At 71.8% G+C, this 26,303-nt stretch carries 21 protein-coding genes, 1 tRNA gene and 1 pseudogene; 10 read left to right on the forward strand and 13 right to left on the reverse strand.

The genetic code is table 11. From position 1 onward, the window contains the following. Nucleotides 1-131 precede the first annotated feature (131 nt). On the forward strand, nucleotides 132-893 hold the full coding sequence (locus IF12_RS0118300) for a hypothetical protein (protein WP_030160962.1): 762 nt from the start codon (nucleotides 132-134) through the stop codon (nucleotides 891-893). A gap of 60 nt (nucleotides 894-953) precedes the next feature. On the opposite strand, the gene IF12_RS0118305 is transcribed toward IF12_RS0118300, so the two are convergent. After that, nucleotides 954-1,631 (reverse strand): exonuclease domain-containing protein, encoded by a 678-nt coding sequence (locus IF12_RS0118305; RefSeq protein WP_030160964.1) that lies wholly within the window; start codon nucleotides 1,629-1,631, stop codon nucleotides 954-956. 149 nt (nucleotides 1,632-1,780) lie between these two features. Between IF12_RS0118305 and IF12_RS0118310 the strand changes: the two genes are divergently transcribed. Further along, nucleotides 1,781-4,042 (forward strand): ATP-dependent RecD-like DNA helicase, encoded by a 2,262-nt coding sequence (locus IF12_RS0118310; RefSeq protein WP_051704572.1) that lies wholly within the window; start codon nucleotides 1,781-1,783, stop codon nucleotides 4,040-4,042. On the opposite strand, the gene IF12_RS26725 is transcribed toward IF12_RS0118310, so the two are convergent. Together IF12_RS26725 and IF12_RS0118325 are read right to left on the reverse strand one after the other, a co-directional pair. Continuing rightward, nucleotides 4,039-4,956: a ribosomal protein L7/L12 gene (locus tag IF12_RS26725; protein WP_051704573.1), complete on the reverse strand. Its 918-nt coding sequence runs from the start codon at nucleotides 4,954-4,956 to the stop codon at nucleotides 4,039-4,041. The genes IF12_RS0118310 and IF12_RS26725 overlap by 4 nt on opposite strands. Nucleotides 4,957-4,960: 4 nt before the next feature. Then, entirely contained in the window at nucleotides 4,961-5,452 is a 492-nt protein-coding gene (locus IF12_RS0118325; protein ID WP_030160967.1) for a YajQ family cyclic di-GMP-binding protein, read from the reverse strand. Nucleotides 5,453-5,715: 263 nt separating this feature from the next. On the opposite strand from IF12_RS0118325, the gene IF12_RS0118330 reads away from it, so the two are divergent. Then, nucleotides 5,716-5,797 (forward strand) — tRNA-Tyr (locus IF12_RS0118330). Nucleotides 5,798-5,885: 88 nt separating this feature from the next. Here the strand turns inward: IF12_RS0118330 and IF12_RS0118335 are convergent. Further along, a complete protein-coding gene (locus IF12_RS0118335) occupies nucleotides 5,886-7,106 on the reverse strand; it encodes a sensor histidine kinase (protein WP_051704574.1) in 1,221 nt (406 codons plus the stop codon). 224 nt (nucleotides 7,107-7,330) lie between these two features. On the opposite strand from IF12_RS0118335, the gene IF12_RS0118345 reads away from it, so the two are divergent. The 3 genes from IF12_RS0118345 to IF12_RS0118355 all read left to right on the forward strand — a co-directional run bounded on the left by IF12_RS0118345 (nucleotide 7,331) and on the right by IF12_RS0118355 (nucleotide 11,234). Beyond that, on the forward strand, nucleotides 7,331-8,206 hold the full coding sequence (locus IF12_RS0118345; RefSeq protein WP_081913730.1) for an ABC transporter ATP-binding protein: 876 nt from the start codon (nucleotides 7,331-7,333) through the stop codon (nucleotides 8,204-8,206). After that, nucleotides 8,203-10,170, forward strand: a complete 1,968-nt coding sequence (locus tag IF12_RS0118350; RefSeq protein ID WP_030160974.1) for an FtsX-like permease family protein — start codon at nucleotides 8,203-8,205, stop codon at nucleotides 10,168-10,170. The genes IF12_RS0118345 and IF12_RS0118350 overlap by 4 nt, the downstream gene beginning before the upstream one ends. 215 nt (nucleotides 10,171-10,385) lie before the next feature. Then, entirely contained in the window at nucleotides 10,386-11,234 is an 849-nt protein-coding gene (locus tag IF12_RS0118355) for a siderophore-interacting protein (protein ID WP_030160976.1), read from the forward strand. A 51-nt stretch (nucleotides 11,235-11,285) separates the two neighbouring features. On the opposite strand, the gene IF12_RS0118360 is transcribed toward IF12_RS0118355, so the two are convergent. The 5 genes from IF12_RS0118360 to IF12_RS0118380 form a co-directional block, all read right to left on the reverse strand. Continuing rightward, nucleotides 11,286-11,804, reverse strand: coding sequence for a hypothetical protein (locus IF12_RS0118360; protein ID WP_030160977.1), 519 nt, complete (start codon nucleotides 11,802-11,804; stop codon nucleotides 11,286-11,288). 87 nt (nucleotides 11,805-11,891) lie between these two features. Further along, on the reverse strand, nucleotides 11,892-13,001 hold the full coding sequence (locus tag IF12_RS0118365) for an LCP family protein (protein ID WP_030160979.1): 1,110 nt from the start codon (nucleotides 12,999-13,001) through the stop codon (nucleotides 11,892-11,894). A 105-nt stretch (nucleotides 13,002-13,106) separates the two neighbouring features. Continuing rightward, nucleotides 13,107-14,237 (reverse strand): LCP family protein, encoded by a 1,131-nt coding sequence (locus tag IF12_RS0118370; RefSeq protein ID WP_030160981.1) that lies wholly within the window; start codon nucleotides 14,235-14,237, stop codon nucleotides 13,107-13,109. Between the two features lie 112 nt (nucleotides 14,238-14,349). After that, a complete protein-coding gene (locus tag IF12_RS0118375; protein ID WP_030160983.1) occupies nucleotides 14,350-15,492 on the reverse strand; it encodes an LCP family protein in 1,143 nt (380 codons plus the stop codon). 178 nt (nucleotides 15,493-15,670) lie between these two features. Further along, nucleotides 15,671-16,648, reverse strand: a complete 978-nt coding sequence (locus IF12_RS0118380) for a hypothetical protein (RefSeq protein WP_133884455.1) — start codon at nucleotides 16,646-16,648, stop codon at nucleotides 15,671-15,673. A gap of 1,026 nt (nucleotides 16,649-17,674) precedes the next feature. On the opposite strand from IF12_RS0118380, the pseudogene IF12_RS27305 reads away from it, so the two are divergent. Next, a pseudogene (locus tag IF12_RS27305) lies at nucleotides 17,675-18,301 on the forward strand (GGDEF domain-containing protein); the annotation flags it as partial. A gap of 33 nt (nucleotides 18,302-18,334) precedes the next feature. Here IF12_RS27305 and IF12_RS27310 read toward each other — a convergent pair. Next, the gene (locus IF12_RS27310; RefSeq protein ID WP_369807734.1) at nucleotides 18,335-19,225 is read right to left on the reverse strand and encodes an endo alpha-1,4 polygalactosaminidase; all 891 of its coding nucleotides are present in this window, start codon (nucleotides 19,223-19,225) and stop codon (nucleotides 18,335-18,337) included. Further along, entirely contained in the window at nucleotides 19,222-20,061 is an 840-nt protein-coding gene (locus tag IF12_RS0118390; RefSeq protein ID WP_030160988.1) for a P1 family peptidase, read from the reverse strand. The genes IF12_RS27310 and IF12_RS0118390 overlap by 4 nt, the downstream gene beginning before the upstream one ends. 320 nt (nucleotides 20,062-20,381) lie before the next feature. On the opposite strand from IF12_RS0118390, the gene IF12_RS0118395 reads away from it, so the two are divergent. Beyond that, nucleotides 20,382-20,600: a hypothetical protein gene (locus tag IF12_RS0118395; RefSeq protein ID WP_030160990.1), complete on the forward strand. Its 219-nt coding sequence runs from the start codon at nucleotides 20,382-20,384 to the stop codon at nucleotides 20,598-20,600. A 208-nt stretch (nucleotides 20,601-20,808) separates the two neighbouring features. Here the strand turns inward: IF12_RS0118395 and glyA are convergent, their stop codons facing one another. Then, on the reverse strand, nucleotides 20,809-22,083 hold the full coding sequence (gene glyA, locus IF12_RS0118400; protein WP_030160992.1) for a serine hydroxymethyltransferase: 1,275 nt from the start codon (nucleotides 22,081-22,083) through the stop codon (nucleotides 20,809-20,811). Between the two features lie 212 nt (nucleotides 22,084-22,295). On the opposite strand from glyA, the gene IF12_RS0118405 reads away from it, so the two are divergent. After that, complete coding sequence (locus IF12_RS0118405) at nucleotides 22,296-23,573, forward strand: hypothetical protein (RefSeq protein WP_030160994.1); 1,278 nt, start codon at nucleotides 22,296-22,298, stop codon at nucleotides 23,571-23,573. A gap of 233 nt (nucleotides 23,574-23,806) precedes the next feature. Here IF12_RS0118405 and IF12_RS0118410 read toward each other — a convergent pair whose 3' ends face one another. Further along, nucleotides 23,807-25,303 (reverse strand): hypothetical protein, encoded by a 1,497-nt coding sequence (locus IF12_RS0118410; RefSeq protein ID WP_030160996.1) that lies wholly within the window; start codon nucleotides 25,301-25,303, stop codon nucleotides 23,807-23,809. Nucleotides 25,304-25,611: 308 nt separating this feature from the next. Here IF12_RS0118410 and IF12_RS26295 point away from each other — a divergent pair, with 308 nt between their 5' ends. Continuing rightward, nucleotides 25,612-26,301 carry a CDP-alcohol phosphatidyltransferase family protein gene (locus IF12_RS26295; protein WP_051704587.1) on the forward strand — a complete coding sequence of 230 codons (690 nt, stop codon included), beginning with the start codon at nucleotides 25,612-25,614 and terminating at the stop codon, nucleotides 26,299-26,301. Nucleotides 26,302-26,303 lie beyond the last annotated feature (2 nt).

The raw sequence follows: 26,303 nt of genomic DNA on the forward strand, positions 1-26,303 counted from the left end.
AAGGGAACCGGCTGATTCACCACTTCCGGTGAGACGCAGGGCTCGCCGTGCGCCCGGCCAAGGGAAGCGAAGAGTGCTCGTCGTCTACGCTGTCGTCAGCATTCCTGTCGGAACTCAGGGGAGGACCAGCAGTGGTCAGGGGAATCAGCACGGCGATCACGGTTCGTCGCGCGGCCGCCATCGCAATCGCGGGGGTCGTCGCGGCCGCCCTGTCCGCGTGCGGCGCGGGTCAGGTGACCCAGACCGACTCCAAGCACTCGGCCATCGCCGGGGTCAACGTCCAGGACGGCGACCTCGCGCTGCGCGACCTCCAGATCGAGTTCGACACGCCCGCTGGCTACGCCGCCGGGGAGAGCGCCGCGCTGCGCGTGTGGATCGCCAACGAGGGCGAGGCCGAGCTGAGCCTCGTCGGCGTCACCGTCCGCGCGAACCAGGACGACCCGCCCGAGGCCCTCGCCGGCATCGTGACGCTCGTCGGCGCCGAGGCCGAGGCGCCCGAGTCCCCCAGCGAGGAACCCTCCGACGAGCCGACCGACGGCGAGGACGCCGAAGGCGAAGACGGCGAAGACGGCGGTGAGAACACCGACGAGGAGGGCACGCCCTCCGACGACGCGACCACCGAGGCCCCCGAGCCCGAGAACCCCTTCGCCGGCGCCCTCGAATACGACGTGCCGATCGCCCCGCACGGCTACGTGCGCCTCGACCAGGGCGTCGAAGGCGGCGACCACCTCCTCATCGAGGGACTCGGCGGGGAGCTCAAGGTCGGCGGCCACCTCTGGGTGACCTTCTACTTCTCCAACGGCCAGGAGGTCGAGGTCAAGCTGCCCATCGGCCAGAGCCTCGACGCCGAGGACCGCTCGTACTACGAGCCCGAGGACGCCGGCGGCCACTAGAGACGAACGGACAACGTGCGAGGCCCCGATCCGAACGGATCGGGGCCTTCGGCGTCCGTGCTAGCGGCACAGCGGCCAGCGGCGGTCCACGGTCTCCTCGCGGCCCTTGCGGCGGAAGTACTCCTCCAGGCTCGCCGCGTCCTCGGCGTGCCAGCGCACCTGCGAGTCGTGCAGGTCCCGCGGGGTCAGCCCGCCGACCTCCGGGTACATCGCGCCGATCGCGCGGGCCAGCGCCACGGTCGCCTCGGCGTCGCCGACGGCCGAGTGCGCCTGGGCGTGCGCGACCCCGTAGTGGGCGGCGGTCACGCCGAGGGTGCGCTTGCCCCTGCGGTAGCGGTCGACGCGCTTGTCGAGCACGGACGGGTCGATGATCGCGGCGCGGTCCCACGCGAGCTGCGGGAGGCCGTGCCGTTCGAGCTCGTAGGACAGGAGGGTGCAGTCGAAGCCGGCGCGGAAGGCGACGATGGGGACCTCGGCCTCGATCGCCGCCCGGAGCGCGTCGGCGACCTCCCGCAGCGCCGCCTCCGGCGCGGCCCCTTCGGCCTTGACCTTCTCGTCGGTGATCCCGTGGACGCGGGTCGCGCCCGGGGGGATCGGGACCCCGGGGTCGATCAGCCACGTGCTCGGGCCGGCCTCGGCGATGAGGGCCGCCTGGACGATCCGGTCGCCGGCGACGTCGACGCCGGTGGTCTCCGTGTCGAAGCCCAAGAGGGGCCCCGCAAACCATTGCTCGCTCATGTCCACACGGTACCGGGAGGGTCCGACAATCCCCGCCTTGCGCCACCGGCGCGGCCGTATGCGGACACCAGGGCACGAAAGGCCCGGCGCGCCGGTGGCGGGACGCTTCGGCGCAAAGCCCTGTCGGTCCCGCCCATTACCGTTGGCCCATGAGCGCACTCCCTTCCGGCGCCGCCGCGCCGCACTCCCCGCGGGGCCGGTCCGCGCCCGATCCGGTCGCCGGCTCGGCCGAGCTGGAGGCGGTGCTCGAACGCGTCACCTACGCGAACGAGGAGACCGGCTACACCATCGCCCGCGCCAGCCCCGTCCGCGGCGGCGCGGACCTCGTGACCGTGGTCGGGCCGCTCCTGGGCGCGCAGGTGGGCGAGTCGCTGTCGCTGACGGGCCGGTGGACGAGCCACCCGAAGTACGGCCGCCAGTTCGAGGTCTGGTCCTACCGGACGGTCCTGCCGGCCACCGTCCAGGGCATCGAGCGCTACCTCGGGTCCGGCCTGATCAAGGGCATCGGGCCCAAGACCGCCGCGAGGATCGTCGAGCACTTCGGCACCGAGACCCTGGAGGTGATCGACGCCGACGCCGGGCGCCTCGCGGAGGTGCCCGGGCTCGGGCCCAAGCGCACCAAGGCCATCGCCGCGGCCTGGGTCGAGCAGCGGGCCATCAAGGAGGTCATGGTGTTCCTCCAGTCGGTGGAGGTCTCCACCTCGCTCGCCGTGCGCGTCTACAAGAAGTACGGGGACGCGGCGATCGGCGTGGTCAAGAACGAGCCGTACCGCCTCGCCAACGAGGTGTGGGGCATCGGGTTCAAGACCGCCGACGCGATCGCCCGCGCCGTCGGCATCCCGCACGACGCGCCCGAGCGCGTCAAGGCGGCCCTCCAGTACACGCTCTCGCAGGCCTCCGACGGCGGGCACTGCTTCCTGCCGGCGCCGAACCTCGTCGCCGACACCGTCGAACTCCTCGGCCTGGAGGCCGCCCCGGTCGCGAAGGCCCTAGCGGAACTCGCCGCCGAAGGCGAGCACGTGATCGCCGACGAGGTGCCCGCGAAGGACTCGACGGTCCCGGCCCGCTACCTCGCGCCGTTCTTCCACGCCGAACGCGGCCTCGCCCAGGGCCTGCTGGGGCTGCTGCGCACCGGCGAGGACCGGCTCGGCGCGTTCGCGACGGTCGACTGGGACCGGGCGTTCGCGTGGCTGCGGGCCCGCGCCGACGCCGAGCTCGCGCCCGAGCAGGCCGAGGCGGTGCGCCTGGCCCTCACCGAGAAGGTCGCCGTCCTCACCGGCGGGCCCGGCTGCGGCAAGAGCTTCACCGTCGCCTCGATCGTGGCGCTCGCGAGGGCCAAGGGCGCCAAGGTCATGCTCGCCGCCCCGACCGGGCGCGCCGCCAAGCGCCTGGCCGAGCTGACCGGGTTCGAGGCCCGCACCCTCCACCGGATGCTGGAGCTGCGCCCCGGCGGCGACGCCGCCTACGACCGCGACAACCCGCTCGACGTGGACCTGCTGGTGGTCGACGAGTCCTCGATGCTGGACACGATCCTCGCGAACAAGCTCGTCAAGGCCGTCCCGCCCGGCGCGCACCTGCTGCTGGTCGGCGACGTGGACCAGCTGCCGAGCGTCGGCGCCGGGGAGGTCCTGCGCGACCTCCTCGCGTCCGAGGCGGTCCCGCGGGTCCGCCTCACGCAGGTCTTCCGCCAGGCCGCCGAGTCGGGGGTCGTCGCCAACGCCCACAAGGTGAACCGGGGCGTGCTCCCGGACCTGGCCGAGTACCCCGACTTCTTCTGGTTCGCGTGCGACGACAACGAGCTGGTCGCCGACCGGGTCGTCGAGATCGTCACCCGCCGCATCCCCGCGAAGTTCGGGCTGCACCCGGTGCGGGACGTGCAGGTCCTCGCGCCGATGCACCGCGGCGGGCCCGGCGCCGGGAACCTCAACACGCGGCTCCAGGAGGCGCTCACGCCCGCCCGCGAGGGCCTGGCCGAACGCCGCCACGGCGGCCGGGTCTTCCGCCTGGGCGACAAGGTGATCCAGATCCGCAACGACTACACGAAGGGCAAGGCGGGGGTCTTCAACGGCACCGTCGGCCTCGTCCAGGGCATCGACCCGGTCGAGCAGACCCTCACCATCCGCACCGACGAGGACGAGGACGTCGACTACGAGTTCACCGAACTCGACGAGCTCGTGCACGCCTACGCGATCACCGTGCACCGCTCGCAGGGCAGCGAGTACCCCGCGGTGGTCGTGCCGGTGACCACCAGCGCGTGGACCATGCTCCAGCGCAACCTGCTGTACACCGCGATCACCCGCGCCAGGCGGCTCGTGGTCCTCGTCGGGTCGAAGCAGGCGCTCGAGGCGGCCGTCCGCAAGGCGGGTACCGGAAAGCGCCACACCGGGCTGACGCACCGGCTGGAGGTCTAGACCTCGTCGAGGTGGACGACCGCGCCGAGGGCGGCGAGCCTGGCCTGCGCCGCGCTCGCGGCCTCGTGGCGGACTCCGGAGAGGATCGTCGACGGCGCGCCGTCGACCAGGGCCTTCGACTCGGCCAGGCCCAGGCCCGTGATCGCCCGGACCTCCTTGACGACCTCGATCCGCTTCATCCCCACGTAGTCGAGCACGACCGTGTAGGAGCCGGTCGACACATCGGACCCGGTCTCGGGTTCTGCCTCGGGGGCCGCCGGGGCGGTCGGGGCGGGCTCGGTCGGATGCCCGCCGATGACGTTGACGCGCACCGCGGCGCCGGCCGCGACGAGCTGCGCCTGCGCGGCGCCGGCGGTCGCGTGGTCGACCCCGGAGAGGATCGTCGCGGGGGTGCGGTCGGTCAGGCCCTTGGCCTCGGCGAGACCGAGCCCGGTCAGGGCCCGGATCTCCTTGATGACGTGGATCTTCCTGGACCCGGCGTCGTCGAGGACCACCGTGTAGGTGCCGGCGGGGCCGATCGGCTCGGCCGCCGCGCCGCCCTCGCTGAGGCGCACCGTCGCGCCCACGTTCGCGAGCATCCGGTACGCCGCGCTGGCCGATCCGTGGTCGACGCCGGTGAGGACCGTGGCCGGGATGCGCTCGGACATCTCCTTCGCCTCGACGAGGCCGAGGTTGGTGATCTTGCGCAGTTCCTTGATGACGTGGATCTTCCTCGTGCCCACGCCGTCCAGGACCAGCGACCACGGGCCCGGCTGCGTCGGGATCGGGTAGTGCCCGCCCTTCGCGCTCGGGTACACCATCCAGTGCTCGCCGCGCTCGTCCTTCTTGTACGAGCGCTGCGTGACCACGACCATGAGCGCGACCAGGCCGCCGCCGACCAGGAACAGGGCGAGGACGAGGAGGTTGACGTCCACGGCGCTACCGGTAGTTCGTGAACTGGAGGGCCACGTCGAGGTCCTTGCCCTTGAGGAGGGCGATGACCTCCTGGAGGTCGTCGCGCTTCTTCCCGGTGACGCGGAGCTTGTCGCCCTGGATCTGCGGCTTGACGCCCTTGGGGCCCTCGTCGCGGATGATCTTCCCGATCTTCTTCGCGTCCTCGGTGGCGATGCCCTGCTTGAAGGCGACGTCGATCTTCGTCTCCTTGCCCGACTGGCGCGGGTCGGAGGCGTCGACGGCCTTGAGGGAGATGCCGCGCTTGATGAGCTTCTCCTTGAGCACTTCGAGGGCGGCCTTCGCGCGGTCCTCGGTCTCGGCGGCCACCACGGCCGCCTCGTCGCCGCTGCGCTCGACGCTCGCGCCGGTCCCGCGGAAGTCGAACCGGGTCCCCAGCTCGCGCTGGGCCTGGTTGATCGCGTTGTCGAGTTCGGCCAGGTCGATCTCGGAGACGATGTCGAACGAGGCGTCAGCCATGGGAAACCGGTCCTTCCAGGTAGATCCGAGGCCCCGCCGTCCCGGGGCCCGGGCGGCCCGCGGACGCAGGTCGACCGGGTGCGGGGTCGGCGGCGCGGCGGCACGGGCGCAGCGCCGGGGGCGCGATCGCCAAGCTTAGTCCGGGCCCGCCGCACCGGGCGCGCGCGTCCGGACAGGACGGCAGTGAACGCGGTCTCATCGGGGGAGAACCCGCTTGCGCCGTCCCGTGGACGGGAGGCTATTCTTGCTCTCGCTACACGCGAGGCAGGTTGCCCGAGCGGCCAAAGGGAGCTGACTGTAAATCAGCCGGCATTGCCTACGCAGGTTCGAATCCTGCACCTGCCACAAGTAGCGAGACGGCCCGCGACCGGGGAATCGGTCGCGGGCCGTTCGGTCTTTCGGAACCCGGGCCGGGGATGATCGACTGCGCTTCTCAGGCCACTTCGGCGGCGTTCCTCGGCAGCCACGCCGCGGTCTCCCAGCCGCCCTCCGGGCGCGGCTGCGCCCGCAGCTGCCCCCCGACCGCGTCGATCCGCTCGCCCAGCCCGACCAGGCCCATCCCGGCCCCCGACTGCGCCAGCGAACCGAGCACGGACGATCCGGCGCCGGACCGGGCCCGCGCGCCCTGGCCGTTGTCCCGCACCGACACCTCCATGCCGTTCCCGCTGGAGGCCGCGACCACCACGCGCACCCGCGTCGCGCCCCGGGCGTGCTTGCGCACGTTCGTCAGCGCCTCGCGCACCACCCGGTGCGCCGTCGCGGCGATCTCCGGGGCCACCGAGCCGGCCAGTTCGGGGGAGATGAAGCAGCTCGCGTCCGTCCCCTCCCTGCTGAAGCGGTCCACCAGGTCCTCGATCTGCGACAGGTCGCCCAGCGGGTTCACGCCCGCCTCGGCCTCGTCGTCGCGGAGCATCCGCACCATCCGCCGCATCGAGGCGAGCGAGGCCAGGCCCGCCTCCTCGATGTCGGCGAAGGCCTTGCGCGGGTCGGTGTCGGTCACCTGCGCGGCCTGCGCGAGCACCACCATGCCCGTCACGTGGTGCGCCACGAAGTCGTGCATCTCCCGGGCCAGTTCGAGCCGTTCGGCGCGGCGCACCTCCTCCTGCGTCTCGCGGCGCAGGCGGTCCATCGACCGCAGGTAGGCGCCGAAGGCGACCACCGTCGTCAGCCCCATGAGCACCATGACCGCCCCCGCGACCCGGGCCCCGGGCATGTCGAAGATGCGCACGCCGATGAGCATGATCGCCCCGCCGGTCGCCCACGCGACCCACCGGCCCGGCGCGGCGTCCCAGTGGCGCACGGCGAACAGCATGAGCAGGCCCAGCGCGAACAGCTCGGTCGCGCCGATCCCCCGCTCGGTCTGGCCGACCGCGATGTCGATGCCGGTCGCGACCAGCGAGGCGATCGCGGCCGCGGCGATCCAGCGTTTGCGCCCGGGCCGGTAGAGCATGTAGACGCCGAGGGCGAACAGCGCCGTCGCCGCCTCCACCCACGCCACCGGCGAGTAGTACGGCGGCTTCTCGCCTGGGAAGTGCGAGGAGAGGTCGGCGACGAGCGTCAACAGCAGGATCGCGATGACGCTGATCTTGAGCGTCCGCATGGCGAGCCGGTTGAACCGGGCGCCCCACGTGGGCCGGGCGGCGGTGGCGTTCATGCCTACGAACGTAGTCGCCGCTCACCGGGCCTCCGCCGAATGGCCGACCCGGCCGGTCCGATACCGGTCCGCGAGCCGAAGCGGGGGAAGGCCTTCGCGGGCGAAGCTCGTGTCATGAACGGATTCTTCGAAATCTCCGCCGCCGTGAGCCTCGTGCTCCTGGCCGCGTTCCTCGTCGCGGGCGTGGCCCTCCCCTTCGTCTCCACGCAGCGAAAGGTCCGCCGATGAGACCGCCGATGCTCACCGCCGCCGCCCTCACCAAGCACTTCGGGGCCGCCCCGGCCCTGGACGGCGTCGACTTCCACGTCGCCCCCGGCGAATCGGTCGCCGTGACCGGGCCCAGCGGCTCGGGCAAGTCGACCCTCCTGCACTGCCTCGCCGGGATCATGCGGCCCGACTCGGGCGAGGTGCGGCTGTTCGACGAGCGCATCGACACGCTCTCCGAGCGCCGCCGCAGCCACCTGCGGCGCACCCGCTTCGCGTTCCTGTTCCAGTTCGGGCAGCTGCTGCCCGAGCTGCCCGCCGAGGAGAACGTCGCGCTGCCGCTCATGCTCGACGGGACGCCGCGGCGGGCCGCGCTCGAACCGGCCCGCACCGAACTGCGCCGCCTCGGCCTCGCCGGCATGGAGCGGCGCCGCCCCGGCGAGCTGTCGGGCGGCGAGGCCCAGCGGGTGGCGCTCGCGCGGGCCCTGGTGGTGCGCCCGGCCGTGGTCTTCGCCGACGAGCCGACCGGCGCGCTCGACCGCGCCACCGGCGACCAGGTGATGGGCGTCCTGCTCGACACCGTCGCCGAACTGGAGGCCGCGCTGGTCGTGGTCACGCACGACCCGCGGATCGCCTCGCGGTGCACGCGGACGATCGAGATCCGCGACGGGCGCCTCAGCGGCGTCCCGCGCACCGGCGACGGCGCCGGCTTCGACGGTTTCGCGCCCGACGCCTCCCCGCGGCCGGACGGCTCGCGCGACGCCGCGAACGACTCGCGCGGGGCCGCCTTCGCTTCCGGGCGCGTCGCGGGCGCACCGGACCTTCCGGTGCGCGGGAGCGGCGGCCCCGACGAGGGGCGCTTCGGGCACGAGCCGGTCGCCGAGGTGTGGCGATGACCGAGTTGGCCTGGCGCCTCACGCGCCTCGGCGGGCGCCGCGCGCTGCTGAGCACCGGGTTGACCGCGTTCGCGGTCGCCGTGGCGACCCTGCTGCTCCAGTTCGCGGTGGCCGGGAACTTCGCGTTCGCCGAACGCGCCGACCGCACCTCCTGGCGCGAACCGGTCGCCGTGGAGCAGGACGCCTCGGCGGTCATCGCGACGGCGTTCGACCACTACCGCGGCAGCACCGTCACCCGCGTCGACCTCGCCGCGCTCACCGGCGACGCGCCCGTGCCGCCGGGCATGGACGCCTTCCCCGCCCCCGGCGAGGTGTGGCTCTCCCCGGCGGCCGCCGACCTCCTCGACGGCGTGCCCGAATCGGACTTCCTCGCCCGCTACGGCGGCGCCGCCGTAGCCGGGGAGCTCGGGGCCGCGGCGCTCGCGCACCCGAACGAGCTCGTCGCCGTCGTCGGCCGCGACGCCGCCGACCCGGCCATGACCGCCGAGCGCTCCAGCGCCGACACGGTGTCCCCGCGCGGGTTCGACGCCTTCGAAGGCGGACAGCCCGACACCGTGTACGGCTTCTACCAGATCCTCATGGCCCTCGCCGCGGTGCTCATGGCCGTGCCCGCCGCCGTGTTCGGCGCGGCCGCCGCGCGCCTGACCGTCTCGCGCCGTGACGAGCGGCTCGCGACGCTGCGACTCGTCGGCGCCACCCCGGCGCAGGTGGTGCGGCTGACGCTCATCGAGACGACGCTTGCGGCCGCGGCCGGGTCGATCGTCGGCACGCTCGCCTGGCTGGCGACCACGCCGCTGTTCGCGCTCATCCCCATCGACGGCGGCCGCTGGTACGTCGCCGACCTGTGGTCGGGGGCCGCGTGGACGGCCGCGGTCGCCCTCGCGGTGCCGCTGCTGGTCGCCGTCTCGGCCCTCATCGGCCTGCGCGGCGTCGTGATCAGCCCCCTCGGGGTGGCCCAGCGGGTCAAACCCAAGGGCCTCAAGCTGATCCGAGCGGTCGTCTTCCTCGCCCTCGCGCTCGCCTTCGTCGCGGCGACGCAGGTCATGGGCGCCAGCATGGTCGCCGTCGGCATCCTCCTGGCGCTGTTCGCCGGGACCCTCGCCGCGCTCAACCTCGTCGGCCCGTGGATCGTCCAGAAGCTCGGGAACCTCCTGGCGCGCACCGCCAGGGGCCCCTCCCGGCTCCTGGCCGCGCGACGCCTCGCCGAGGACCCCAAGGCCGCCTGGCGGGCCGTCTCCGGGGTCGCCATCGCCGGGTTCATCGCCGGCTCGGTCGCCTTGTTCCCGATGGTCATCACCGACACCGACGCGCAGGCGACCGAGGCGATCGCGGCGAAGGTCCCCGCCGCCGAGGCCGAGGCCCTCGCCGCCGAACTGGACGCCGCGCTCGGCGGAAGCGCCGAGGTGAAGGTGGTCGACTCCAGCGGATGGCTGTTCGCCGGCGAGGACGGCGCGATCCTCGAGGCCACCGCTTCGGCGGCCGAACTGGAGGCGGTGCGCTCGGCCATGACCGCGATCGTGCCCGGCGACGCCCCCGAACGCGAGATCGACTCCAGCCTCATGTCCAACCGCATCGTCGCCTCGGTCCGCACCGGCGTCACCGTGGTCCTCGCCGTGGTCTTCGCGACCGCCGCCGTCTCGGCCGCGATCAGCGCCATCGGCTCGGTCCTCGACCGCCGCCGCACCTACCGGCTGCTCCACCTCGCCGGGACCCCGCAGCAGGTCCTCGACCGGGCCCGGCGCCAAGAGTCCCTCCTGCCGCTGGCCCTCATCGGGGGCGGGTCCATCCTCACCGGGATGCTCCTGACCCTCCCGGTCATCGGCGCCATGGGCTTCGACGTCAGCGGCGTGCTCATCCTCACCGCCACCGTCGCCGCGGGCACCGCCGCGGTCATCGCCGCCGGCAGCGCGTCGAAACCGCTGCTGCGCTCGGCCATGCGCGACGTGAGCCCCAGACCCGACTGACCGCAGGACGCGGGGAGCGAGCGGCCTCGACCGGGTGCACCGGTCGAGGCCGCGGCGCGTCCGGGAGTGGCGGTTCCTGCGGCCTCCCCGAAAACGAGCTAAAACTAAAGAGTGTGATAGTTAGGGAGACCTAACCACGCTTTCCGCGACGGGGCCGCCGACGGCTCGCGACCCCGCCCGGACGGACCGCGAGCCGCGCGAGTTGAGGAGCCCCGATGGCTGAACGCCGAGGACGCAGGACCCCGAACGTCAGGACGGCCGAAGTGCTGCGGACCGAACGGGTCACCCCGCACATGATCCGCGTGGTCCTCGGCGGCGAGGGCCTCGCCGACTTCGACTGCGGCGACTTCACCGACCACTACCTGAAACTCCAGTTCCCCGTCGCGGGCGTGGACTACCCCGAGCCGTTCGACCTCGCCCGCATCCGCGAGGAGTACCCGCGCGAGCAGTGGCCGGTCACCCGCACCTACACCGTGCGGCGCTGGGACCGGGCCGCCCGCGAGCTGTCGATCGACTTCGTCTACCACGGCGACGAGGGCATCGCCGGACCCTGGGCCGCGAACGCCGAGCCCGGCACCCTCCTGCGCTTCGCCGGACCCGGCGGCGGCTACGCCCCCGGCGCCGACGCCGACTGGCACCTGCTCGTCGGCGACGAGAGCGCCCTCCCGGCGATCGCCTCCGCGGTCGAGCGGCTCGCCCCCGGCGCCCGCGCCCACGTCTTCCTCGAAGTCGCCGACCCCGAGGAGGAGCAGCAGTTCAAGTCCGCCGGGGACGTGCGCGTCACCTGGCTCCACCGCGGCGGGGCCCGCGTCGGCGAGCAACTGGTCGCGGCCGTGCGCGGCTTCGAGTTCCCCGAGGGCGCGGCGCAGGCGTTCGTCCACGGCGAGGCCGGGTTCGTGCGCGAGATCCGCCGCCTCCTGCGCTTCGAGCGCGAGATCCCCCGCGAGCGGCTGTCGGTCTCCGGCTACTGGCGCCTGGGCCACAACGAGGACGGCTGGCAGTCCTCCAAGGGCGAGTGGAACAAGGTCGACGAGGAAGAAGAGGCCAAAGCCGAGGGCGCCTGACCCAGGTCGCCGCGGCGGTCACCGGGTCTCGCGGGGAGGCCCGAACGGTCCTCAGCGGCGACGCCGCCGCGAGTAGTAGCGGCGGTACCACGGGTCCCAGCCGCGCTGTGCGAACCACCGGTTCGACGACCCGGTCAGCAGCGCCGCAGCGGCCGCCAGCATCGGGAGCACCGCGAACGGCACGGTCAGGAACGCCAGCGTGCTGCTGCCGACGACCGCGGTCACGATCGCGGCGGCGGCGCCGAGCGCGCTCTCCAGGACGACCATGACCACCTGCGCCCACCGCTTGCCCGCGCCGATGCCCCAGGTCGTCACGCCGATCGTCACCGAGGCGGCCACCAGCGTCCACCCGGTCACCTGGATCGCGAACGCGTCGGTCTTGAGCGTCTCCACGTCCGCGTCGGTCAGGAACTGGAGCAGCCGCGTCAGCCAGGTGCCGAGCGAACCGACGGTGCTCAGCGTCACGCCGATGCCGAACAGCCCGGCGACCTGGAGGAACGCCACGGTCTGGGCGATCTTGACGCCGGCGGGCGGCTCGTACAGCGGTTCGGGTGCGTCGTGCGGGGTCATGGGGGCTCCAACGGGTCCGGGGGGATCCCAGGTCAGGGCGGGTCCGTCGACGGGTCGCCGCGACCGGGCGGGGCGGCGCGGCCGGGGTCAGTCGACGGTGACGGTCGCGTCGTCGACCGGGGCGGCGGTCGTCTCGGTCGCGGCGTTCCCGGTCTGCTTGACCCATTCGGGGTTCTGGGCGATCCACTGGTCCATGGTGTCGTTCTGGAGCGCCGCCCACAGCGCGTCGGCCGCGAACCGCTGCTCGCCCTCGGCGATCACCTCCGAGTCGCCCACCTCGGTCTTGACCGAGGTGGCCGGCACCCGGATCGAGGTGATGTCCTCGGGGTCGATGCCGCGCAGGTTCACCGCGAGGTCGGTCACCGTCAAACCCTCGGGCAGGTCGAGCGTGAGCTTGCTCCCCAGGCCGTTGAGCACCTCGGTGAGCTTCGCGGGGTCCTTGTGGTACCCCGCGCCCTTGAGCTCGGAGACGAGCGCCTTGATCGCCTGCTGCTGCATCGCCTGGCGCCCGTAGTCGCCCCACAGGCCGTTCTCGTAGTCCTCGGGGTGGTCCCACGGGTAGCGCTGGCGGATGAGGTCGAGGGCCTCCTCCTTGTTGTAGTCGTTGCAGCCCTCGGGGAAGAACCGCTTGTCGCCGTGGATCGAGTTGATGTCGTGCCAAGGGCACAGCTCGATCTCGCCGACCAGGTCCACCAGGTCCATGAACCCCTCGAAGTCCACGGTCGCGCCCATGTGGAACTCGACGCCGGTGAGGTTGTAGATCGTCTGCACCACGTTGGCGCGCGTGACGTCCCAGTCGTCGCTGATCGAGGCGGCGTGGTTGAGCTTCTGCATACAGGTGTTATTGCCCCAGTCGGGCCCGCAGTCGGGGATCTCGACGTACAGGTCGCGGGGGAGCGACACCATCGACACGTCGGTGAGGTCCTCGTTGATGTGCACCATGATCATGGTGTCCGAGCGTGTCGAGCCGCCCTGCTTGTCGACGCCGAGCACCAGGATGTTCAGCGGTCCGCTGATGTCCTCGACGTCCATGTCCGCCTTGGCGTCGCCGAGGATGTCCTCGTGCTCGATCGCGCTGTTCGCGGTGTAGAGGCCGATCTGGGTGACCGCCGCCGCGCCGCCGGCGACCACGAGGGTCACCCCGCCCGCGTAGGCCATCAGGTGCGCCCACCAGGGAGCGTTGCTCTTGCCAGCCATGCTTCTCCAAGGGTCAGAGGAGCATTATCCAATACCGCTCGGATTCGGGCCGACCCCAGGGGCGCCGCGCCCCCGATCCCCAGCTCGCGGGCCCGGCCGGAGGGCTCAGCCCCCGCCCTCCGCCGCGGTGTCGTCGGCCCCGCCCGAGGCGTCGCCGCCGGGCGCGGTCGGGGCCTTGTCGCCGCCGCTCTTGACCCACTCGGGGTGCTCGACCATCCACTGGTCGAGCGCGTCGTTCTTCAGCGCCTCCCACAGCGCGTCGGCCGCGGCCTGCTGCTCGCCCTCGTGGACGCGCACGATCGACAGCGGCTCGCCGCCCCACTGGATCTGCTCGGGCGTGGACGGCACCTGGATCGCGGCGATCTCGTCGGGGCTGATGTCCCGCAGGTTCACCACCAGGTCGGTGATCGTGAGGTCGTCGGGCTTGTCGATGGTCAGCGAGCCGCCGAACCCGTTGAGGATCTCGGTGAGCTTCGCGGGGTCCTTGTGGTACCCGTCGGACTTCAACTCCCTGATCAGGGACCGGATCGCCTGCTGCTGCATGGCCTGGCGACCGTAGTCGCCGCCGCGGCCCTCCTCCCAGTCGGAGTCCCAGCCCCAGCCGTAGCGCTGGCGGATGAGGTCGAGGGAGTCGGTCTTGTCGTAGTAGGCGCAGCCTTCGGGGTAGAGCTTCTTCTCGCCGTGGATCGAGGTGATGTCGTGCCAGGGGCACAGCTCGATCTCGCCGACGAGGTCGACCAGGTCGAGGAAGCCGTTGAAGTCGACCGTCGCGCCCAGGTGGAAGTCGACGCCGGTGAGGTCGTAGATCGTGTTGACGACGTTGGGGCGCGTGACCTCCCAGTCGTCGTCGATCGAGGCGGCGTGGTTGAGCTTGAACTCGCACGGGCTGTTCATCGTCGGCCCGCAGTCGGGGATCTCCACCCACAGGTCCCGCGGCAGCGAGATCATCGACGCCTTCGAGAGGTCGGAGTTGACGTGCACGATGATCATCGTGTCCGAGCGGGTCGTGCCGCCCTGCTTGTCGACGCCGAGCACCAGGATGTTCAAGGGCCCCTGGAGGTCCTCGACGTCGAGCTCGGCCTGGTGGTCGCCGAGGATGTTCTCCTGCTCGATCGCGTTGTTCGCGGTGTAGATCCCGTACTGGGCCACCGCGGCCGTGCCCCCGGCGACGACCAGCGTCAAGCCGCCCGCGTACAGCATCAGGTGCGCCCACCAGGGCGCGCGCTTGCCGGCCATGTCGCTCCAAGAGTGTCTCGGGTCCGGGGGAGTTCCTAACCCAGACGCTCTCGGCGCCGCCGGAGGTTGCATCCGCCCGCCGCGAGGCCCCGCGACCGGTCGGCGCGGGCGGTCAGCCCGCGGTCTCGGTGCCGCTTTCGGCCTCCTCGGTCGCCCCGTCGACCGGCACCGTCGTGGTGGTGCAGTCGGGCGTCGAGTCGCCGCTGAGCCATTCGGGGTACTCGCAGGCCCACTCGTTCAGCGTGTCGTTCGCGATCGCCTCCCACAGCGCGTCCGCGGCCACCTGCTCGTCGGTGCCCTCGTGGATGAGCACGTACGAGGTCCCGTTGAAGTTCCCCTCCGAGGAGGGCGTGCCGATCGACAGGATCTCGTTGGGGTCGATGTCGCGCATCTGCGTGATCATGTCGAGGAGGTTGTGGCCGCCCACGTCGACGGTGAGGGCGTCGCCGAAGCTGTTGAGCAGGTTGACCGCCTTGGCCGGGTTGGTCGCGTAGCCCTGCTCCTTGGCCCGCTCCAGGATCTTCTTGATCGCCTGCTGCTGCATCTTCTGGCGGCCGAAGTCGCCCCAGGTGCCGTTGGCGTAGTCCTCGTCGGAGTCCCAGCCGTAGCGCTGGCGCACCAGGTCGAGCGCGTCGTCCTGGTCGTACTCGGCGCAGCCCTTGGGGAAGGTCTTGTCGGTGTGGATCGAGGTGATGTCGTGCCAGGGGCACAGCTCGATCGTGCCCAGCTCCCCGACCATGTCGAGGAAGCCCTCGAAGTTCGCGATCGCGCCGCCGTCGAACTGGATGCCGGTCAGGTGCGTGATGGTCTCGGCGGTGTTCTGGAACGACTCGCCCCAGTCCTCGGAGTACGCGAACACCTCGGTGAGCTTCGTCGCGGACGCCGGCACGCCGCTGGGCACCTCGACGTACAGGTCCCGCGGGATGGAGATCATGCTGACCTGCGTGAGGTCCTCGTTGACGTGGACGATGATGTCGGCGTCGGTGCGGGCCAGGCCGCCGGCGTCGACCCGCTCGTCGGTGCCGAGCACCAGGAAGTTCAGGGGCCCTTCGATGTCGGCGCCCTCCTCGGTCACGACCCGCTGGTCGCCGAGCAGGTCCTCCTGGTTGACCGAGTTGTTCACCAGGGTCACGCCGACCTGGGTGGCGATCGCCCCGCCCCCCGCGATGACCATGACCGTCGAGCCGCTGATGACCATGGCCTTCGCCCACCAAGGGGCCGATGCCTTGGCGGCGTGACTGATCGGGTCGCTCATTGCCTCTCCCGGACATTCAAGTGTGGGGTGCGGCGGCGCAGCCGGGGTGGGCTGGCTCGCTCTGGGGGCTACACGCACAATGCGACGCTGGGGTTGCGCGTACCCGACGATAGTTCATTTCCAGCGTGTAACCGCTCGCTCCACCGGCCTCATGGCCGATCGGCGTCGAGAAATCGGATCAAAGGCCCAAATACAGTATGACGCCTGCCACAGCCATCGCGAGGAACATTCCGATTCCCAGTTTGGCGGCGCTCCACGGGCGCTCGCCCACCACCCGGCCCGACTCACCGTGCACGGCCACCATCCGCCGCCGGCCCCGGTGCGCGTACGAGGCCAGCCACACCGGCAGCAGCACCAGCTTGTAGCCCAGGTCCGCGTACGCGGTGTCGATGACCGGCACGTGCTGCTCGTCGCCGCCCACGCGGGCGCGCACTGCCCGCTCGACCGCGGCCGCCATCCGGTCCTTCGCCAGCTCCAGGCCGACCTCCGGCTCCAGGTCGTAGCGCTGCACCCAGCAGCCCTCCAACTGCTCCGGATCGAACGGCACCGCCCCGCCCAGGCGCCAGTCGCGCATGAGCTCCGCGAGCATCCGCCCGTCCAGGCGCACCGTCGCCGTGATCGCCACCCCCGCGAAGTCCCGGTCGACGAACCCGGCCGCCGGCCGCCACCGGATGCCCCGCACCCGGCTCCCGCCCGCCTCGCCGCTCCCGGCCGTCCGCGCCCAGTAGTGGTCGCCGCGCGCGGCCCGGAACCGCGAGCGCGTCCGCGCCTCCCAGACCCAGTACGGCACGAACGCCCCGCGGAACGACTCCGAGTCCGCGACCCGCCGCAGCGACCCCGGCGCCATCCAGCGCCGCCGCGCCCACTCGCGCATGGTCCGGCGCGCCGCCGTCCGCTCGATGCCGAACGGCACCAGCGCGTCCGGTGCCACGATCAGCTCGGGGGTGTCATCGGCGTACCGCAGCAGTCCCTTGGGCGCCAACGCGGTCCAGTCGGGGTCGACCAGCCGCCGCGCCGCCGGCCTCCCGTGCGTCTCGGTCCCGCAGGACCCGCAGGCCAGCACGGTCGTACCCGCCGCCGACGCGTCGGCCGGTCCGGTGGGGGAGGCCGCCGAGAGCGGCGCACCGCACGAGGAGCACGGACACGCAGGGACCAAAGCGCACCATCCTTCCATTTCGGGCACTGCACCCACTCTAAGGGTCCGAGACCTGCCGGGGAGGAAAACGGTTCGCGCCCATGCCTTCCGGCGTCCCCGGGACGAAACGGCCACGACCTGCGCCACTGGATATATCGGCGCGGCAGTGGCAGGATAGAGCGCGTGACGCCACGGAGGGGGATCACGTCTGCGCGTGATTATGCCGATCAGTATCAGCGCCTGCGCGCGCTCATGCGCGCCGGCCAGGTCGCCGAGTCCGTCGCCGAGGCCACCTGGATCGTCTACAACACCGAGACCGCCCACCAGCGGGCCCAGGCCTGGCTGTTCATCCTCGAAGGCCAGATCTTCCAGCGCGACATCGACCGGCTCCCGAACACGATCGACCAGGCCGGCACCGCCGTCTCCCGCTGCAACGACCCGCGCCTCGACGGCAGGTACCACGCCCTCGCCGCCTGGTATCACCACCACCACGGCAGGTCCCTCGACTTCACCGCGCAGCACCTGGTCCTCGCCTCGCGCGCACTTCGGTCGATGACGGAGGCGAGCCAGGCCGCGGTCGACGCCTGGTACGACCTCGCGGTGGTCCTCAGCAGCTGCGGCTACCAGCAGCGCGCCGCGCAGGAACTCGACCAGTGCCACGCGCTCGCCGAACGCGCGGGCGTGCGCCGCTCCTCTGTGGAGGGCATGGCGATCCGGGTCCGCGACGCGCTGCTCCAGTACTACACCGGCGACCCGCGCTCGTGCATCGGCCAACTGCGCGAGGCCCTGCAACGGGTGAAGCCGAACCTGCACGACCTCGACACGCGCGAGAGGGAGTGGGTGCACTACGCGATCGCCCGGCTGAGCCTGCTCGGCTTCGGCGACGAGTGGTCGGTCGAGCACCTGCTGCCGGAGGAGACCTCCTCGGTCGAGGCGCAGGACCTGCGGACGATGGCGCTGGCCTCGCGCCTCATCGCGCAGAAGCGGGGCCTGGAGGCCCTGGAGGTGCTGGAGGCGCGCGAGATCGGCGACGAGAGCCTCGGCGTCATGGAGCCCAAGCACTTGAAGTCGCTCGCTTTGGTGGCCAAGGGCGATCACGCGGAGTCGATCCTGGCGGCGCACGCGACGACGTACGCGCTGTACAAGCAGATCAACCAGTTCCATTCGATCTACCTGGACTCGGCGGCGGCGGTCGTGGACCAGCAGCAGTTGCGGCGGGCGGCGGCCGACTGGGCCGACCGGGCGAACACCGACGACCTGACGGGCCTGCCGAACCGGCGGCGCCTGGACCGGTTCCTCTCCGAAGTGGAGGGGGACGGGATGATCGCGGTGCTGGACCTCGACGGGTTCAAGGCGGTGAACGACACGCACGGGCACCAGGCGGGGGACGCGATCCTGCAACGGGTCGCGGCGCTGCTGTCGCGTGTGGTGCGTTCGGGGGACCTGCTGGCGCGCACCGGCGGCGACGAGTTCATCGTGGTGCTGCCGGGCGCGACCGAGTACGACGCGGACGCGGTGTCGGAGCGGATCCGGGAGGCGGTGGCGGCCGAGCGCTGGGAGTACTCGGTGCCGGGGACGCCGGTGGACGTGTCGGTCGGCTGGGCCCGGTTGTCGGCGGGCGGGAACCCGGCGCAGACCCTGTGGGCGGCTGACCAGGCGATGTATCAGATGAAGCGCTCTCGCAAGCACCCGTGGGACGGCGCCGGTTTAGGAGCAGGGCTCGTACGGGGCGTCGAGGTCGATGCCGGCGACGGCGCCGGCGAAGTCCTCGGCGCGGTAGTGCGCGCAGGCTTCGGCCCGCTCGGCCGGGTCCTCGGTGTAGTCGACGGCGAGGACGAGTTTTCCGGCGTCGCGGATCTCGCGCACCTCCCGCAGGGTCTCGGCGCACCAGTCCTCGTCGCAGGGCTCGTGGGTGTCGAGGTAGTAGAGGTGCTCGACGCCGAGGCCGTCGATGGCGTCGAGGTAGCCGGGCTGGGCGCGCAGTTCGGGCGCGTTCTGCGGGAGGATCAGGAGGTCGTCTCCGGCGTGGTCGCTCGCGGCGACGACGAGTTCGGCCATCTTCCGCGCGAGGGTGTCGCGGGTCTCGCCGGGGACCAGGGCGAGGTCGATCTCCTCGTAGGCGTTCGGCACGTCGAGGTAGACGCCGTCGAATCCGGCCGCGATCGCCTGGTCGAGGCGCGGGCGCACCGCCAGTTCCCACCACTGCGGGTCCCAGTACCGCACGAAGTGCTCGTCGGGCCACTCCTCCCAGCGGTTGAGGGCGAGGCCCGCGGCGGCGACCGCGTCGTGCTCGGGCCGGTAGTCCTCGATCGAGCCGATCGAGAAGTAGGCGTAGACGGCCGTCCCCGATTCCCGGAGGCCGCCGACCTCCTCGGCGGTCCAGTAGTCCTCGCCGCCGTCGCGGGCGAGGTCGATGACGGCATGGTCGAAGCTTGCATGGTCGAAATCGGCAGCGGTCCCCAGTCCCGCCAGACCCTCCTCGGGGTATCCGGTGAGCAGGTACAGCCACGTCCGCGGCCCTTCGTCGGGGGCCCCGCCGTCGGCGGTGCACCCGCCGAGTAGGAGCGAAAGGGCCGCGAGCGCGGCGAGGCGTTTCACGGCGTGGAGTCTAAGGCGGCGGTGCCGATGGCCTCGGCGACCGCTTCGACGGCGAGCGCGCGGACCACGTCGACCGAGGCCTCGACCCGGCCGGTGGCGGCGGCGACGAACGCGTCGCCGTCCATGCGGGTGTGGACGGGGCTGATCGCCTTGGCGAGCCCGTCGTGGGCGCCCTGGGCGGTGAGGGCGCACGCGACCTTGTCGAGCCGCGCGTTGGTGACGACCACGCCGATGGTGGTGTTGCGTCCGAACGCGCCGCTGGCGAACCCTTCGGGGCGCAGGAGGCCGCGGTCGAGCGGGCCGGGTTCGCCGAAGGCGTTGACGGCCGCGAGCGCGTGGACTTCGAGGGCGCCGGCCGAGACGGTCGCGAAGCGCAGCCCCGAGGGCAGCGTGAGGCCGCGCCATTGGCCGACGGTGGCGCCTCTGCCCGCGCCGATGGGGCCGTCGAGGGCCGGTTCGAACGGGGCCATGGCGGCGTCGCAGGCCTCGTAGCCCTGCGGGGCGGCCGGGGTCGCGCCGGTGCCGTCGAGGTCGTAGAGGCCCAGGGTGGGGACGATCGGGACGAGTCCGCCGGGGGTGGCGACGCCGCGGCCGTGCTCGGCGAGCCACCGCATGACGCCGTCGGCGGCGGCGAGGCCGAACGCGGAGCCGCCGGTCAGGAGCACCGCGTCGATGCCGGTGTTGGATCTGGTGGGGTCGAGGAGTTCGATCTCACGGCTGGCGGGGGCGCCGCCGCGGACCTCGCCGGAGGCGACGGTGGCCTCGTCGAACAGCAGCACCGTGCAGCCGGTGTGCTCGCCGGTCCAGTGGCCGACGCGAACTCCCAAGTCCCGCATCCGAACAGACTACCTTCACCCGGCGGCGGACCGCTCCTGGAATCGGAGGACCGAACGGTAACTCAGTGCTCATTGGACAGTGTCGTGGGATACATGTGACCCACGCGAAATACCTGGATTTCCGGGTCGGTGCGGTCTTAGCATTGGTGTCGAGGCCGAAGAAAGCAGCGGCGGAGCGGTGAACCCGGTCCCCACTCGCGAATCGGCCCCGGAGCGGCCGGGAAGGCCGCACCGGACACCCGCCGTCGACAATGGCGTCATCGACGAGCGGTCCCCCTTCAGATATGCAATCCGGCACACCCTGCCGGGAAGGAATCCTCATGAACGAGTTCGTAGGTGCATACCTCGCAGTCGACGCCGCCAACACCGCCGCCACCTCGGCCCTGCCGAACGCGCCGGTCGTTGACGACGGTCGCGCTGACAAGCCGTATGTCTTCGGCGTCACCGGCCAGGAGAAGGTCCGCCTCTCGACCGCCGGCGCGCTGCGCTGGGTGGCCGACCGCGTCGAGGGTCGCACCCTCGCCGGCCTGGCCCGCTAGGTCCGAGCAGGCGAGCGCGCCCACAAGGCGCCTGGCCGCAAGACTGCAAGACTCAACGCCGCCTCGAAGCGGCTCCTAGAACGCGACGCGCTGCGGCACTCTCACCGAGGGCCCGGCGCGTTTCGCATGTCCAGCGGCCGCGACGTCGGCACAGCGAAGGCGCCCTGCCGGAAACGGCAGGGCGCCTTCGCTCGCGTCGCGCTGAGGGTTACGCCTTCCAACCGGGGATGGGGAAGGCCTTGGTGTGCTCGCGGATCTCGCCGGCGATGACGTCGAGCTCGGCGTCCTTGCCGTCCTTCGCCGCGGCCACGGCCCGGTCGATCCAGCCGGCGATCGCGTCCATGTCCCCCTCGGTCATGCCGCGGGTCGTCACCGAGGAGGTGCCGATCCGCAGGCCCGACGGGTCGAAGGGCTTGCGCTGGTCGAACGGGACGGAGTTGAAGTTCAGCTCGATCCCGGCCGCGTCCAGGGCCTTCGCCGCGGGCTTGCCGGCGATGTCCTTGCTGGTGAGGTCCACCAGGATCAGGTGGTTGTCGGTGCCGCCCGAGACCAGGTCGAACCCGCGCGAGGACAGGCCCTCGGCCAGCGCCTTCGCGTTCTTCACGATCTGCGCGGCGTACTCCTTGAACGAGTCCTTCGCGGCCTCTTTGAGCGCCACCGCGATCGCGGCGGTGGTGTGGTTGTGCGGGCCGCCCTGGAGACCGGGGAAGACGGCCTTGTCGATGGCCTTCGCGTGCTCCTCGTTCGTGAGGATCATCGCGCCGCGCGGGCCGCGCAGGGTCTTGTGCGTGGTGGTGGTGACCACGTCGGCGTGCCCGACCGGGGTCGGGTGCGCCCCGCCGGCGACGAGCCCGGCGATGTGGGCGATGTCGGCCATGAGGACCGCGCCGACCTCGTCGGCGATGGCCTTGAACCCGGCGAAGTCGACGGTGCGGGGGATCGCGGTGCCGCCGCAGATGATCATCTTCGGGCGCTCGCGGCGGGCGATCTCGGCGACCTCGTCGAGGTCGATGCGGCCGGTGTCGCGGCGGACCCCGTAGTGGACCGCGTCGAACCACTTGCCGGTCGCGGAGACCTTCGCGCCGTGGGTCAGGTGCCCGCCTGCGGGCAGCCCCATGCCCAGGACCTTGTCGCCGGGGGACAGGAACGCCATGTAGACGGCCAGGTTCGCCGGGGACCCGGAGTAGGGCTGGACGTTGGCGTGGTCGGCCCCGAAGAGGGCCTTCGCCCGGTCGACGGCGAGCTGCTCGACCTGGTCGATGAGCTGCTGGCCCTCGTAGTAGCGCTTCCCGGCGTACCCCTCGGAGTACTTGTTGGTCAGGATGGAGCCGGTGGCCTCCATGACCGCCTGGGACACGTAGTTCTCGGACGCGATGAGGCGGATCTTCTCGGATTCGCGTCGGCCTTCGGCTTCGATGAGCCGTTCGATCTCGGGGTCGGCGGCCGCGAGTGTCGCGGTGAGGGCCTCGTAGGCGTCGGACATGCAATGCTCCTCGCTGATCGGCATGATCTCGCACGGCGACCGGGCAGGTGGCCTTGATGAAGCGAGCATAGCGGGGCCGGGCGGGGCGGGGCCTCCGCGTTTGTGCGATGTGAGACGCAGACGCAGGTGAATCGCGTCGCGGCGCCGCAATCGGGTGCTCACTCGATCGGCCGTGCGGAACTCCATTGCGTACACGCAGTACGGTGCGACGTATGTCACCTAGATCCGCCGCAAAGACCGTCGGCGCCGGGTTCGCGGTCGCGGCGCTCGCCGCGCTCGCCCAACTCGGGCTGGCCTACGGTTTCGGCCTCCTCTCCTGGGCCGAGGACGCCCCCGGCGCCACCGACGCCGTCCTCGCCTTCCGCTGGAACGCCAACCTCGCGTGGGTGGCCTGGTTCTCGGCCGCCTCGTGCGTGATCGGCGGCCTGGCCTCGGGCGCGATCGGCTCCCGCGCCGCCGCCGACCTCGGCTCCGCAACCAGGGCCGCCGCCGTCTTCGCCAGCGCCGTCGGCGCGTTCATCGTCGGCCCGCTCGTGTCCCTCTCGGCGGTGCAGAGCGCGGTGTACGACGCCTTCCCCACCAAACTGCTCGTGGCGGCCGCGCTCGGCGCGGCCGTGGGCTTCGCGCTCACGCTCATCGGCCTGAGCTCGCGCTCGGTGGCCGTCAACGTCGGCGCTTCGGTCGCCCTGATCTGGGTGCTGGCGATCCTGTCGGTGTTCGTGCAGGTCGGCGAGCGGGTCTCGCCGGTGCACGAACTCGCGGTGTGGGGTTCGTGGGCCGGTCCCGACATGATCTTGGGGCGGCGCGGCTTCGCGATAGCGGTGCCGTTCGTGATCGGTTCGGCCCTCATCGGGGCGATCGTGGCCGCGTTCGCACGCAGGGGCACGATCACGAACTCGGGCTACCGGATCGCGGCGGCCTCGGGGATCGCCGGGCCGCTCATCGTCACCGTCGCGCACCTGGTCGCGGGGCCTTCGCAGGTGAACGACGCCGAGTCGATGTGGGTGATGTTCGTCGGGCCCTACGCGGCGATCGCCGGGCTCCTGGGTTCGCTCATCGTGTGCGCGGTGCCGAAGGCGGGCGGGCAGATCGACGACACCTCGGCCGTGGACGCCCCGCGGGCCGAGGCCAAGTCGGGCTTGGTCGAGTCCGTGCCGGGCTGGACGGTGCCCGAGCCGGTCTCGGCGTACGACGACGCCGAGACGCACGACCTGCCCGCGAAGCCGGAGCCGGCGCCCGAGAAGCCGAAGCGGCCCACCCGGCGCGAGAAGCGCGCCGCGAAGCTCGACGAGCAGAAGCGCGCGGAGTGGGAGCCGCAGGAGGGCGACGACGAGCCGAACGCCGACGTGGACTGGGTGCAGGAGCTCAAGGCCGTCGACATGGACGAGCCCGCCGAGCCCGCAGAACCCGAGGCGCCGGCGAAGCCGCGCCGCGCCAAGAAGACCGCCCGGACCCGCCGCAAGCTCACCTCCGAGGACGGCGATTCGTAAGGGCGCCAGGACAAAGGAAGCGGCCGGGCACTGGTGCCCGGCCGCATCTCATTCAGGGGGAAAGTCGCTCAGAAGAACGGACCCGCGATGGGACGGTGTTGCAAAAGAGCGGTCTTGCCTTGGGACGGTGTTGCTAAGGGACGGTGCTGCATCGGGACGGTGGTTCAGGGGGACGGTTCGTTCTCGGGTTCCGGTGGTTCGTTTCGCGGGGCCGACCGTTCACGATCGGTCGTTCAGACCTCCCATTCGTGGACGGGCCGGCCGTCGGCGGAGCGGGCCGAGTAGTCGAGGACCATGGCCCGCAGCGCTTCTCGCCGTTCCATCCGCTGCCGGTGCTGGGCTACCTGGACCCGCGCGACCTGCCAGGTCGCGCCGTTGACCCCGCGTCGGCACCGCGCCTCGATCACCCCCAGGTAGCGGTCGGCGTCCCTGCGGCTGACGCCCAGCGCCGACAGGCCCTCGGCCGCGGCCGGGAGCAGTTCCTCCAGCACGAGTTTGCGGGCCGGGACGAGCCCGCGGCCGGGCCACACCTGGTCGGCCTGGATGCCGTGCCGCGCCGCCGCCCGGAAGTTCGCCGCCGCCTGCCCGAAGTCCATGCGCTCGCTCAGCGGCTCGGCGGCGTTCGCGTAGTGCGCCACCAGGCCGTAGAACAGCGCCATGTTCGCGCAGATGTCCACGGCGGTCGGCCCGGCCGCGAGGACGCGGTTCTCCACCCGCACATGCGGTCTGCCCCGCTGCACGTCGTAGACCGGGCGGTTCCACCGGTAGACCGTGCCGTTGTGGAAGCGCAGCTCCCTGAGGCTCGGGACCCCGCCGGCGGCCATGACCGCGGCGGGGTCTTCGGGGTCGCAAAGCGGTAAAAGCGGCGCGAAATGCCGGTAGTTCTCATCGAACAGGTCGAGGATCGAGTCGATCCACCGTTCGCCGAACCAGGCCCTGGGCCGGGCCCCTTCGGCCCGCTGGTTCGCCCGCCTGGTGTCGGTGCCCTGCTCGAACAGGATCACCCGCGTCTCGGCCCACAACTGGCGCCCGAACAGGTAGGGCGAGTTCGCGCCCATGGCGACCTGCGCCCCCGCGACGGCCTGCGCCGCGTTCCAGTAGCGGGCGAAGTCCTCGGGGGCGACCTGGAGGTGGAACTGGACGGAGGTGTTGGCCGATTCGGGGGCGATGGTCGGCGAGGTGAAGTCCACCGACTCGGCGCCGGTGATGTCGATGCGCAGGTCCTCCCCGCGCTGGTTCATGATCTCCTCGTTGAGGATTCGGTACCGCTTGGTGCGCGAGATCGCCTCGACGTCCATGTGGTCGGTGAAGAGCGTCGGCATCGTCCCGATCGGGCAGATGTGGACGCCGGCCTTGCCGCCGGCCTCGCGCACCTCCGCCAGGATCGCCGCCAGATCGCTCTCGTACCAGGAGATCCCGGCGCCGTCGAGCAGTCTCGGCGGCAGGTTCAGCTCGATGTTGAACGCGCCCAGCTCGTGCTGGGCGCTGTAGAGGGCCTCCTCTTCCCCGGTGGTGTGCAGGTGTTCCAGTACGGCGTCGTTGGCGAAGGCGGGGTCGCCGCCCGGTTCGACGAGGTCGATCTCCAGTTCGAGTCCGGTCATCGGACGGTCGCGGTCGAGCCGCCTGTCGATCAGCAGTTGCGCGAGTGCCGCTCGTCCCTCCTGGAGTCTGGCCGTGTACGCGGGATGATCCCAGTGCCGCAAGGCGGAGCCGGTCACCTCGTCGCCCATGTTTCCTCCCCGGGAATCGATGGTTCATCAACTTTAAGACGGTAGGTCATGTGCTCGCTACCAAGGGAGAAGCGGATTCGTCCCAAAAGGCGTGGATCGCGCTCATATTAGGGATCGGCCATGCCTCGTGGTGTCGGGATCCTGACACAACCGGGTCTCATGTCGCGACTGTCCGTGCACCGACCGGTCACCGAACCGGTCGCCCGCGTCACGTGCCGCTGCCGCGTCGAGGCGCCCGCGGTGCTGTATAGGATCGCCGGGTGACCGACCAGCGCCCGGCCCTGCGGCCCGCCGACTTCCTCGCCGCCATGCGCGGCGGCGGGATGCTCACCCGGTTCGAGCAGCGCGGCGGCGCCGTGTTCGCTTACGCTGCCTGGCGATCGGGCCTGACCCCGACGCACGTGACGCTCACCGGCTTCGTCATCGGCCTCATCGCCTCCGCCGGCGTCATCCTCTACCTCCCGCTCGCGATAGAGGGCGCTCCATGGTGGCCGGTCGCGCTCGCCGCGCTGATCCTGTGGCAGGTCGCGTACATGCTCGACTGCGCCGACGGCCAGCTCGCCCGCGCCACCGGCACCGGCTCCGAGGCGGGCGCGCGCGTCGACATCCTCTGCGACATCGCCATCCAGGCCTCGGTCGTCGCGGTGGTCGTGGCCGTCACCCACGCCTACACGCCCGAGATCCCCGCCTGGTGCGGCGCGGCGTTCGCGGCCCTGTGGATGACCAACCTCGTCACCTCCGTCATGGCCAAAGAGGACTCGGGCGTCGAAGGGGCCTCCCTCATCGCCAGCGACAGCCTCGTCGTGCGCCTGGTCAAGCTCGTGCGCGACTACGCGTTCGTCATCACCGTCATCGCCCTGGCGCTCCTGTGGCCCCGGTTCATGTTCGTCGTGATGCTCGGCTTCGGCGCGGTGAACGCCCTGTTCCTGCTCGCCAGCATCGCCGCCAGCGCCCGAGCGGCCCTGCGCCCCGCCCGCGACGGCTCGCAGGCACCCTAACC

Source organism: Glycomyces sp. NRRL B-16210 (assembly GCF_000719515.1).
In the GTDB taxonomy this organism is placed as follows: domain Bacteria; phylum Actinomycetota; class Actinomycetes; order Mycobacteriales; family Micromonosporaceae; genus Glycomyces.